The sequence below is a fragment of the Mucilaginibacter psychrotolerans genome, assembly GCF_004519315.1.
Classification (GTDB): Bacteria; Bacteroidota; Bacteroidia; order Sphingobacteriales; family Sphingobacteriaceae; genus Mucilaginibacter; species Mucilaginibacter psychrotolerans.
Map to the genome: position 1 here is coordinate 1 of NZ_SOZE01000027.1, position 12,361 is coordinate 12,361.

Here is a 12,361-nt window from a genome sequence, read left to right on the forward strand (position 1 = left end):
GCAACTTATCTAAAAGAACAATTAGTGCCTATCTGGTACCATATCCAAAACAGTGGTAAATACACTCCGAAAAGACTGCTTTTAAATATATAGGGCAGTCGACTTATTCACCAAACCCTAAGTAAGGTGATGTAAAATACTCATTCGCTTTGGCAATGGACAGCAGTGCTTAAATAAAGGCGAGAAAGCATTGACTTAGTTCAATTGCCGGCAGCACCATACAGATGATCAACAAATCTGGCTGTCAAATTGCCATCTGCTTTACTACCAATGATTGCATGGCAAAGAAAAGCATCATAACACAATTTTTGGACCTCTGCGTCCTGCTGTTCATAGTCAGTAAACCAGGAGATTGTACCCGCATTTTTTAAACTGCAAAATGTAGGTTAAAACCAAAAGCCGCCTCAGTATCTGAAGCGGCTTTTATACATGCCGAATGCAACATAAGGATCAACAGAATACTAACCTACCGAGTTTGGCTCGCCGTGCGGAGTATGGATAAAGGTTTTGTTTGCGCCTTTAAGTTTAAACAGCAGTTTAAACATACTGAAGAATGCCAGCGGTAAATTCAATATTGCAGTTAATAGCTGTTTGTTAACGTATCTGCGTGGCACAGAAATCATTACTGCTGCATAAGTTGCAACGCATAAGCCAAACCAATATACTACGGGCAAGCCCGCTCCGGGTATCAACGATAGTAAAAAAAGCATACCAGTAATGCCCAACATTAAAACCCTGGGAAGTAAAAGCGTTTGTATTACTTTATCAAAAAAATCTACATTTCCTTTACCCAATTGTACAAAACCGTCAATTAGATAGCGTTGCATGTAATGCACCTGGGCCGATAACCATCGGCGGCGCTGATTTTCGAAGTTGCCCTGTTTGGCTATTTTTTCGTCGTAAACAATTGCACGCTCAGCATATTCAAATTTGATTCGCTTGCGCAGCAACCTTAGTTCCATCTCCTTATCAAAACCGCCTACTGCGGTAATCTCGGGCATTATTTCTTTAAAAAGGCTAAAATCCAATGCCACGCCCGATCCAATTATAGCACACGATAAACCTAATGCCCGGTGCCCTTTTCTAAAAATATGGTTATTGATGCCTTCGCTCAAGGCATCCAGGTAAGCAAAACCGGTGTCGGTATTTTTGGCTACGCGCTGGCCTTGCACAACCTGGTATCCGCTAACTAATGCATCGTTCATACGATGCAGGAAATCCTCTTTACAAACGTTATCTGCATCCAATATCAATGCGTAATCATAATCGTTTTCGGTTTGCTGCATAGCCATATTCAATGCCTTTGCTTTGGTACTTTTTTCGAATTGCACTTCAACCACCTGTATAGGCAGCAGTCTTAACCTTTCAAGTGTTTCCTGTTGCAAGGAATCGGCAATAACTACAATATGCCGCTTATCCTGCGGATAATTTAAGGTTAGTGCAGCTATAGCGGTATCTACAATAACTGCATCCTCTTTATAAGAGGGTATATAGATGGCAAAACTGCCCTGCTTTAAGGCATCACCGGGAGGGCTAAGGCGGCGAATACAACCCGCAAGTGCAAACAGCAGCAGATAAGCTGCCTGTAGTGCCAGCAGTATGAATATGGCCAGGCTAAGCCAGTAAAAAATTTCGTTTAAATAACTCATTTCTTAATTCTTTATAGGTTTATAATTCATATTCCAGGCGAGCCCTTTGCATATTTGCCCCGCCATGGCCAGGTTGCCCTTCGCCAGGAATTTAAGGATAGCAACAGGTTCTGATATTAAAGTGAAGAAAATTTTGCTGATGAGTCCTTTTACCCCAAACACATTTCGGCGTATAAAAAGCAGCCTGTTTCTGTTTTGATAATAAACTTTTATGGCGCTCATCTTGCCCACACTCATCGATTCTTTATGCAAAACCAACGACCTGGGCTGGTACCAAACCTTAAACCCTGCCCTCTGCGCATGTTCGGTAAAATCAAGTTCCTCGTAATAAAGGAAATACATTTCGGGTAGTAGCCCTATTTTATCCAATACCCGGCGATGTATGGCCATTGCCGCGCCGTGGGCGAGGTGGGTTTCAATAGGCATATTAAACTGCCCATTATCTTTTTCGCCAGATCCTATGAACTTTCCGCGCGCCGTAAATGGGTTAATGGCATCGCCACCCGCGTATTGTATAATATCCGGGGAATGGAAATAACGAATCTTCGGGCTGATGATGCCGATTTTATCTGATGTAAAAAAAAGGTCGACAACGGGCTCTATAAACCCGGCAGCAACTTCGGTATCATTATTAAGCAAGAAGATAATCTCTCCTTTAGCAACTTCTATACCCCGGTTGTTGCCGCCTGCAAAACCCTGATTAACTTTATTTTGGATAAACTTAATATCCGGAAACTCGGTAGCCAGATAGCTGGCATCAACCGCCGAGGCGTTATCAACCACAATGATCTCGATATTGCGGTAAGTTATTTTTGATAGCGACCGCAACAATTCGGCTGTAACTTTATCCGTATTGTAGTTTACCGTTATAATAGAAACCAGCGGAAAATAAAAGGTCTTGTTCATTTTAGTGTGGTTAGTGCATGTATTGTATCTGGTTTGGCATTCTTATCCCAACGATAGGCGAGCCAAATGAAGGCCATGCTCATGAAGCCAACTATGCCGCTGGGTGCCTGCCCTAATATCTGATTACCGTAACTTGCGAAAGCTATACCCACAAAGCCCGAAAGTAAAGCCATAGCCATTTGACGCAGCATAGCGTCATTCTTCATTTTAAAAATAAGTACGGTACCGGTTATAATGAATGTAAACACCATACCCAGGTGCACCCACAGACCAATGATGCCGGTCTCGGCCCATATTTTTACATACCAACTGTCGGTTGCTGTTTCTGCAAGAAAAGTACCCGGACTAAACCGCTGCCCCCACGAACCTGCAGACCCAATACCACCACCGATGGGCCTGGTTGCCAAATAGGCCTTGAACTTTTTCTGATTTTCGATGCGAACCTGTAAAGACGGATCATTGGGATCAAGCGCGCTGCGCATGCGCTGCACCTGGTAATTGCCTGCACCTGCGTTGGTAAACTTTAGCAGGCAAAACAATACGCCTACGATCATGATGCCTACGGATAGTATCTTAAAGTTTCTGGTCAGGAATAGATATACCATTATACCTGATAAAGGCACAAATAAGGCCCCGCGTGTTCCCGAAATAGCCATTCCCCAAAAAAAGAAAGCAGCCAGTGCCCAATACATGAGTTTGATTTTAAACTTATGTGGCCCGAAGGAAAGTATCAGGCAAACCAGCAATATATGGCCCATAGCCGCGCCAAATTGCCCCGCATCAGAATAAAAGGAGAAAGCACGTAGTCGGCCAAACAGGATATGGGTTTTATAGGCACCCGCGTCAAGCCATATCTGTTCGTAATGGTTAACGCCCAAATACAGTTGTTTCATGGCCCAAAGGCATGCTATTACACTCCAGATAATCCAAACCTTAAAAAAGATTTTCAGCTCTTTGGGGTCATTAAGCAACAACAAAGTAAGGATAACCAGTTGTATCATGTATAATGCTACGCCGCGTACCGCGTAAAACCAGGCTACAGCGCTGCGCGATTCCGGATTGACCAACTCAAACACGCAAAACACGGTCCATACCGCTATCGCGTACACAAACGGATTTTTCAAATAAATAAAGTTTCTTTTTCTCGATTTAGCTAATGCGGCAATTAACGTAATCAACAAAAATATATCTATTGACAGCCCGAATGGTGCGGTAGAATAGCGTACTGTACCGTTTACGAAAAAGCCAAAATTAAGTACCGTAAATAAGCCAATGCGGGGATCTTTAAAAACCAATACGAGATATAAAACAACAAACGGCAAAGCTAACAATGCCCCCGCACCTGCCACATCCGTACGAGCGATAACAAAACCCAGTGCTACTGCAACTAAAGCGATAAGCGATACCTGCACCAGCCATTTAGGGAATATTTTCGCAGAAGTTATCATAACGGTAAAGGCACTTTTTTAAACGATCTTATGGCACTTATTACGCCTTCATCCCAAAACGATTTTGCGTTAAAGGTTCCCAAAACATCTTTAAGCTGAACCCAGCCGATGATAACACCCGATAAAAAGGTAAGCGTAGAAGCAGCGGCAACGCCATATACGCCAAACCCGAATTTCAAGGCAAGTAAATCAAGCAATACGTTGGTTATCAACATGGCAATTACCTTGATGGAGTTTTTGCCCGGTTGGTTACCCGCGTCGAGCAAAACACCGCAGTACCTATCAATAGGGATGAGTATTGCATACAAGCAAAATATTTGCAGCAATAAGGCCGACTCGTGGTATTTTGCACCACCCAGCAGGTTTACCAGTTGCGAAGGCAAAATGAGAAAGGCTAAGATCAGCGGCAGGATAACTACGATAAGCAAACCGCATTCGCGATAAAAGAATGTTTTTAATGCCGCAAATTTACCCTGGTGCCACAATACGGTAGCATTAGGTATAGCTACCGAAGCCATTGATCTAACCGGTATCTCTACAGCTTCAATTAATTTTTGAGGTAACGAATAAACGGCCACGGCCGCAGGCCCCAACCAAAGTGCTATGATAAATTGGTCGGAACTGCGCAACAAGCTGGCGGTAACCATAGTTATCATGCTGTACTTACCAAAATTAGAAAGGTCTGCTCTTTCCTGTTTCAAATTGGTGAACCATTTCCCTAGTTCGAGCCAACCGAAAAGAATACCAGCCACGCCTGCCAAAAGCTGAAGTGCAGCATAACACAAAGCAATTGTGCTTATACCTAATTTTAATTTTGCCTCGAACAGTAATAAAGCTGCAAACGCCAGCGGGAATAAAAGGCGCATGATTGCCAACTTTTTGAAAAACATTTTGGCCTGTAATTGCCATTGCAACAACTGATATGGCAAGGCGGCAATTAACCAAATCACCGTAAACCTGCGGGCCAGGTCAAATGCGTCGTCTTGCGCTTTTACCAGGTACATCAGCGGCAAACCTATAGCGATAAAAATAAATGTAAAAAATAAAAGCAGTTGCCAGGCTGCCGCTACAAGCTTAGCCCGGTGAAACTTACTTTTTGACACCACATAAAAGCGCACGAATGGTGTTTGTACCCAACCACTTCGAAGCAGCTCCAGCAGCGTATACACGGTGAGTAGCATAAACCATTTACCGGCATCTTCCTTTGAAAAGGTGCGGGCAATAAGCCCAAGGTTTACGAAGCCCAAAAGCGCAGTAACCCCGTTAGACGCTAAAGACCATGAGGCATTGCTGCGAAGCAGTTTCTTAATCATATCAGCTCGGTTTGATAATTATTTGATTTGAGGCGCTTACTGGTTTTGTATTGCAACACATAGTTTATGAGTTGCCCGGCCCTTACGGCCCAGTCTGCTTCTTTTGCGAGCTCCATACGGGCTTCACGTGCCTGCAGGGTGTCTGCCTCTAAAGCAAACTCCAGGGCGCTAACAAAACTTTCGGGGCTATTGGCGAAATGAACAGCCTTATCTGCCTCGCCAATAGAGGCGAAAGGCGTCATTACAACCGGCAGGCCCATCGCCAGATATTCATTTGCCTTTAATGGATAAATGGCGGCGGTAAGGTCATTGCATACGTAGGGTATTATGCCCACATTCATACTGGTAAGTAAATCAGGTATTTCGGCTGCACTAACGGGTGGTGTAAAAACCACGTTTCGGTTTTTCGATAGCTTAGCTTTGATAGCATTGTCAAATACCTTACCTATGAAAACAAAGGCGGTGGCCGGCATCTGTTTAATAACTTCCTGCAAAAGGCCAACATCTAATCGATCATCTATATTACCCGTATAGCCAACAATTTTTGTAGATGCCCCCTGCATTGAACGGTTAAATTTATGGCCATCAAAAGCATCGAAATGCACACCATTATTTACAACTGCTATCGGCGTATCTTTTGTTTGTTTACGTTTTTTTAACACATCCGAGGTTACAACTACCAGGTCGGCAGCATTGGCGTATTGCTTTTCTTCGCGCTCGGCAAAGCCTTTAAAGTAAGGCACGCCTGTGAACTCATCGTAGATGTATGACACTTTAAAGTGTACGTTAATAAGCTTCCAACGGTTACCTAAAAACGGTTGATAGGCGTTAAATTCTATCACATCTGTCATCCCTAGCTTACGGATTGCCCTATTGATATAAAACCCGGTTATAACAGCGTTGATTTTGCATAATACATTAAACAACTTATAGGTATTTGCTGCAAATGCCGGTAACGTTGGCGGCAGCGATAGCACATACATACCGGTTTGGCCATCACCGCTCACCTTCCTTAACCTGCTTTTTAGGCCAAGCAGCCGTTTCCAGTCGAATGGCTTTTTACCTGTAATCCCTTTCACTAAATCGGTAAATGTGTAGTTATAATCTACATAAAGCACCAGGTTATCTACCGACAAGCATTTCATCAATTCTACGGTAGATCGCAGGTAGGCGGCCTCCCATGCAGGCAGGGCGCAACACACTATATGGTTTGGCTTTTGCACTTATCGTAAATTAAGGGTTATCACTTTTTTTATTTTTTTGCGCAGCCAGCTTCGTTCTTTAGGCACTTCCCCAATTATGCTATCGAGGTTGTTTTCGTCGGCATTTACAAGCCAGGTGCACAGGTTTGCACCTGCCAGCATAGTTTTTAGTTTAATCAATAAATCTTTGTCTACCGGCAACCAGGTATCATTGGCGTTTACCATGAGCAAGTTAACTGCCGAATTTTTAACTATGGCAGCCGGCAGACTGTGCTGGGCGGGGTTGGGCGCAACATAAATAATGAGTTTGTATGCGCTAAGCGTAGTATCTACCAGTTGCGCAACATCAATATAATTCAAATGGGCTATTGCTGGTTCATAAATGCTGTACTTCCCTTGAGGTAGCGCAGTGGCAAATGCAGCCTGCTTACCGGATGGAATTACCCAGTGCACACTATCGAACAGTTGCGAAAGCATGCCATCAGTTAGTTTTATGTCTTCAGCATTAAAAAGGCCTGTTTTGGTTTGCAGCAATGTAATCTGCGCCGTACCATGAGCAGTAACAGCTTCATTCAAGGCAGGCAACAAACCGCTTATAAATTGCTCGGCGAGCAAATGCCTCAAGGCTTGCACATAAGTTTTAGGCTTACTGCTATTGGTGGCAATTGATATGCCCGCTAATGGTAAATTAATCAGTTTCTTTGCCCTATCGGGGGTGCGTATAGATGAATCCATCAACTCCCGCCCAATAATAACAGAACCAACGAGTATAAAGCCTACAACGAACGATAGCATCACCAGCAAAGCGCGGGTAGATTTCTGAGCTTTCAAGGGCAAAAATGGCGCATCCTGAACAACTATATTTGAGTTTAGGGCGATGTTGCTTTGCCTTAACCTTGCCAGGTTGAGGCCATGCAGTATAGATAAAAACTCTTTCTCGTTGATATCTATCTGGCGTTCTAATCTTTTCAAGGTTGAGCCCAGCGGAGCAAACTCATCAAAGTTTTTAAGATAATCTCGCTTTTGGTTATTAAGTACATTCAAACCTGCTTTAGCATTGCCGCTGCTAACTGCATTATCTACCCATTCTTTTATCAGGCTGGTACGTGGTATGGTTTCCAACGAATAGTTAAGGTTGTCATAGTCGGCCGAAGCGCTCTTTATAGAGTCTTCAAGGATGCGTGTACGTGCAGTTATCTGACTGATTTTTTCTGTGTTGCCAAAAACTTTGGCCCTTTCTAAGGCCGTATTCGCATCGCTTAACTGCTGGCGCAGATTGATAATGCTGGTGCCGTTGGCAATTTGCTTATCGCGGGTGCTCAGTTTATTTTTTACCAGGGCCAATGCGTTATCGGCCCCTGTTTTTGCTATCTTTTGTCCGTATATCTCCCTGTTCAGCTGCTCATTTTCTTCGGCAATGTAACGGGTTTGCTCGTAGTAGTTAATGATGTGGTTTTGCTGGCCAAAAATCCTCATGTCGTCCTCAGATTTTTTCAGCTTTGCTTTTGCTTCGGCCAGTTTAGCTTCAAAATATTGAACGGCACTGTTGGTTTGATCTGTTTTTAACCGCTTATAATTGGCCAGGAATATCTCTATATGTATTTGCAACACGCGTTGGCATACAGCTGCATCGGTACACCCATAAACTATCTGGATAATATCGCTTGTGCTGATACGTGTAACCACCAGGTTAGATTTCAAGTCGTCGATATTATAGTAACTACCTGGCTGGTTTAAAATATAAGCTATTACATTGCCCTGCTTTGCTGCGTAAACCTGGTTGATGTAATTATATATAGCCTGCGGAGTACGCAATTTTGCGGCAGTGTTAAGCAGGGCCTTCCCGGCCATTTTGTGCAGGTTTTCGAAACCATCGGGGCTTAATACTTTAACGTCAGGTTTTCGCAAAGACAAATGCTCGGCCAGTAGATGGAGTGCAACCTGCGCAATTGTTTCGCGCGATTTTGCAGAAGCAAGCATATTATCGAACGCGTTATTGACTGCAAAATAATCCAGGCGCTCGTCTTCGGTACTGGTGATAGAATAACCGCTGGCCACACCCGTGTACAGGGTTGTTGAACTGGAGTATTCCTTTTTTGATTTCCGGGTAAGCATAAATACCGTAGCGGCGCAAATAACAGGCACCAGTATTAACCAGTTCAAATGCCTTAATAAAAGTTTTATAAAATGGATCATGATGTTATTTGCGCATTAGTTGTTGAACCGGTACCCCAACAAACGTTTCAATCTGGAAGTAAGCAATAGAAAATTCGCGTTTGGCCTCTTCGTAATCTGCCCGGGCATTCACCTCGAAGACCTTGAGGCGGGATAGCTCTGCAATATCAATTATGCCATCTTTAAACTGTTTTTGGGCTACCGCCAGCTGGCTTATGGCAGATTGCTTGGCTTCGCTACGGATGTTAAGCAGGTTGTTATAATACAGCAAACTGTAATAAATCTGGATTACGTTCCTTTTCAAAGCCTCGATGGTTTCATCGCGTTTATCAACTGTAGAATTTAGTTGGTATTTATATAAGTTCACTCTCGATTTACGGCCCACTAGTTCGTACAAGGGCAAGTTGATTTGCACACCCATGCGATAACCGTTGGTAATATTAGACGATGAAAGGTTGCCGGCACTTTGGCTGTCTGAAGATATAATGCTTTGGTTACCCGAAGAATAATTCACAAATCCCATGATGTTGTTGGTCCAAACCAGTTTGCTAAAATTGAGCTGCGATTTAGCGGCTTCGATAAGATCCTGCTGGAATTTTACAGAGGGCGAATGCGCAACTGCGATATCAATAATATTATCCAGCGGAATGAGTTGTTGCTGCAAATCTATTTGCTCATCCAAAATGCCCGATGTGGCCGCTTTACCGCCAGGTGTTTGGGCATAAGATGGCATTAGGGCCATGGTTAAAAGCAATAGCGCGATGATGTTTTTAAAGATAGTGTTAAAGGTTTGCATTTTTATAAAACCTGTGTTCATGTATTTTGTACTAATAGTTAAAAAGCATACCAAAGCGAAAAATAACCCTAAAATGCTTATTTATAGTATTTTATATAGATTTACGCGGTAAACCTGTTCCAATTTAAGGATTAAATTCTAAAAAATAGAACGACGCGCCTGTTTTTAGAAAATGTTCCAAAACCAGTAATGGCATGGGGGTTGCACATTTATGCCAGATACTTTTTTAACTTCAGAAAAAAGTCATCGGGGTTAAATGGTTTTGTAACATAATCTTGCATGCCAACTTCCAGCACCCTGCTCCTAACATCACTTGTAGCAGATGCAGTTAAAGCAATAATTGGCGTTACATGATCAAACTCGCGTATTTTGCGCGTTGCGGTGTAACCGTCCATTACGGGCATTTGCAAATCCATCAGCACCAGATCGCAACCTTTTGTTGCTAACAGATCAACAGCAATGGCTCCATTTTCGGCAATTTCTACGTGCGCATTCCATCCCTCAAGCAGCTGCGTGGCATATAAAATATTAAACAAGGTGTCTTCTACCAGTAGTATTTTTTTGTTGTTAAGGTCATAGGTAAGCGTATTATCTACAAAGCCGCCGTTATATGCGTTGTTATTTACTTTATAATCTATTACGAAAGAAAATTTCGACCCTTTACCCAGCTCAGATACAACCTCAATATCGGCATTTAAGAGATGTAAAAGGCGCCGGGATATTGCCAGGCCCAAGCCAGTGCCGCCGTACTGCCTGGTGATGGAGGTTGAGGCTTGCATAAATGGCATAAAGATATCGTTCAATTTATCTGCTGCAATACCTACTCCGGTATCTTCAACCGAAATTTCTATCCTGGCTATATCAACCTGGATTGTTATTAGTTTAACGATAATATTTACAGTGCCGCGCAGCGTGAACTTTACCGCGTTTGACACCAGGTTGTTCAATATCTGGCCTAAGCGCAGCGTGTCGCCAATAAAGCTTTGAGGTATGCCTGGATCCATCGAAACCACAATCCTGTTTTCGCGTTCGTTGGCGGCATTTGTATTGGCTGATACAATCTCATTAACAAGCCTTTGTACACTAAACGGCGCATCCTCCAGATCGAGTTTTCCTGCCTCGATCTTATTGAAATCCAGAATATCATTTATCAATACCAATAAGTTATCTGCAGATGTTTTTAGCGTAGTTAGATTATCTACCTGATCTGCCCGCGGCTGATGTTTTAACAACAGATGCCCCATCCCCAGAATAGCGTTTAATGGTGTGCGTATCTCATGACTCATGATAGATAGGAACTCTGATTTGGCCAGATTAGCCTTTTCAGCCTGCTCTTTGGCCATCAATAGTTGCTCTTCTGTTTCCTTTCTTTTGGTTATCTCATGGTTAAGCAGTTCTACAATCTCTAATATGTCGCCATCGTCGTTGGTATCGTATTCACTGTCCTCGGGCTTGATATGGTTGAGTGTATTTTTTAGCTTCTGGATGGATAACTTCTTTAAGTCGCTTTCTTCTTTTAAGCGGGTATTTATTTCCGCAAATTCCTGCTCGCTTATACTGAAAGCATGGTCAGACAGTTCCTTATCTTTATCAAAGGCATCGTAAGAGTCGTTTACCGCCTCAATAAAGCGCAGGAAATCGGCATTAGACAGCAAGCTTTGGTTAGCGTACTTCTTCAATTGCCTGCTTAGGAGTTTATGAGGTGTCATTTAGGCTATGCTTTCGTTAAAGGTGGTTATAGTCATGGTTTGATTATGCAGTTGGCATTGTGCAGCCGGATTGAGCGGCGATATTTCTCCGTAAGAGTAAAAACCGCTCAACATCGTCTCCGGGCCAAATATTTCTTTTATTGTTTCTACTTCTTCATCAATACGCTTGCCCAGTATCAGCTTTCGCCCTACGCAGCTAATCAATAAAGCAAACTTTGGTTTGCCCACTTCAAATGGCTGAAACTGTGTAACGGCGTTAACTGCGGCAAATGCTGCAGCGTCTATCAGCTTATCAAAATTTGCTTTCATAAACCTGATATAGGAGCCCTCGGGTATATCGCCGGCAAAAACCATGCTTTGCTTTAAATTGTCAATAGAAAGAATTGTGCGAACAACGCTGGTATCACTGTTTTGCGTACGTACGTATAAAGGGAATAGCAGCGCCGATCCGGGTAGTTCATTGGCATACTTTCCCAAATATTGCTTATAGATGTCCAAAGCATTTTTTCCATCTATTTCATACAAGCAATTAGCATCAGACCGGGTAACTTTTTTTTCGGGCCCAAAAATATCCCAACCGCCAAAGGAGCTATGCCCTATCTTCAGATGCTCGCCGTAAAACCCTACCGCTATGATATTCCCCTGGGCTGGCGGCTGGTTTAAACCAACCAAAGTAAAATTAAATTTGTCCCCATCGCCTGCAAGCCCTCCTGTTACCGGTATTCTGTTTTGGTTCACATCTTCTATACCCCGCACTAATTGGCTGCCGTTAACCAACCCACCGTCGGAAATGAGCAATACATAAGATAATTCTACATCACTCAATTCCGAAAACAGCGCTTTGCCCGCTTCGTAACTATTTTGGTAATCTTTAATATTAAGCGTAATTGCCTTGAGTTCAGTTTGCTCAAATTGCAATGCCGTAACTGATAAGCTGTCATCAGCCACCATGTCGTCGTAGATCTCTCCCGCTGTCGAGCACAGTACAATATGTCCGGTCGGATAATCAGCCCTTAGCGTTGCGTAAACGTTGCTGCTTAGCAAAACTTCCTTACCGGCAAAACCCAATACCATTGTATTTCTGGTACAATCAAACAGCTCGCCGGCCTGGGTAATCAGTTTGCCTCCCTTATAAAGTTTTTGTGCAACTCGCATAAGTTCAA

The 12,361-nt window shown here is 43.1% G+C and carries 9 protein-coding genes; all 9 read right to left on the minus strand.

Annotated elements, in window-relative coordinates:
• Positions 1 to 461: 461 nt before the first annotated feature.
• The gene (locus E2R66_RS20965) at positions 462 to 1,649 is read right to left on the minus strand and encodes a glycosyltransferase (protein ID WP_133234419.1); all 1,188 of its coding nucleotides are present in this window, start codon (positions 1,647 to 1,649) and stop codon (positions 462 to 464) included.
• Positions 1,650 to 1,652: 3 nt separating this feature from the next.
• Positions 1,653 to 2,555, minus strand: coding sequence for a glycosyltransferase family 2 protein (locus tag E2R66_RS20970; protein WP_133234421.1), 903 nt, complete (start codon positions 2,553 to 2,555; stop codon positions 1,653 to 1,655).
• Positions 2,552 to 4,003 (minus strand): O-antigen ligase family protein, encoded by a 1,452-nt coding sequence (locus E2R66_RS20975; protein WP_192901999.1) that lies wholly within the window; start codon positions 4,001 to 4,003, stop codon positions 2,552 to 2,554. The genes E2R66_RS20970 and E2R66_RS20975 overlap by 4 nt, the downstream gene beginning before the upstream one ends.
• Positions 4,000 to 5,316 carry a lipopolysaccharide biosynthesis protein gene (locus E2R66_RS20980; protein WP_133234423.1) on the minus strand — a complete coding sequence of 439 codons (1,317 nt, stop codon included), beginning with the start codon at positions 5,314 to 5,316 and terminating at the stop codon, positions 4,000 to 4,002. Before E2R66_RS20980 ends, E2R66_RS20975 begins: the two co-directional genes overlap by 4 nt.
• Positions 5,313 to 6,539: a glycosyltransferase gene (locus tag E2R66_RS20985; protein WP_133234425.1), complete on the minus strand. Its 1,227-nt coding sequence runs from the start codon at positions 6,537 to 6,539 to the stop codon at positions 5,313 to 5,315. The genes E2R66_RS20980 and E2R66_RS20985 overlap by 4 nt, the downstream gene beginning before the upstream one ends.
• Positions 6,540 to 8,681: a GumC family protein gene (locus tag E2R66_RS20990; RefSeq protein ID WP_133234427.1), complete on the minus strand. Its 2,142-nt coding sequence runs from the start codon at positions 8,679 to 8,681 to the stop codon at positions 6,540 to 6,542.
• A gap of 37 nt (positions 8,682 to 8,718) precedes the next feature.
• A complete protein-coding gene (locus tag E2R66_RS20995) occupies positions 8,719 to 9,510 on the minus strand; it encodes a TolC family protein (protein WP_133234429.1) in 792 nt (263 codons plus the stop codon).
• A gap of 188 nt (positions 9,511 to 9,698) precedes the next feature.
• Positions 9,699 to 11,198, minus strand: a complete 1,500-nt coding sequence (locus E2R66_RS21000) for a response regulator (RefSeq protein ID WP_133234431.1) — start codon at positions 11,196 to 11,198, stop codon at positions 9,699 to 9,701.
• Complete coding sequence (locus E2R66_RS21005; RefSeq protein WP_133234433.1) at positions 11,199 to 12,353, minus strand: FIST signal transduction protein; 1,155 nt, start codon at positions 12,351 to 12,353, stop codon at positions 11,199 to 11,201.
• Between the last annotated feature and the right edge of the window lie 8 nt (positions 12,354 to 12,361).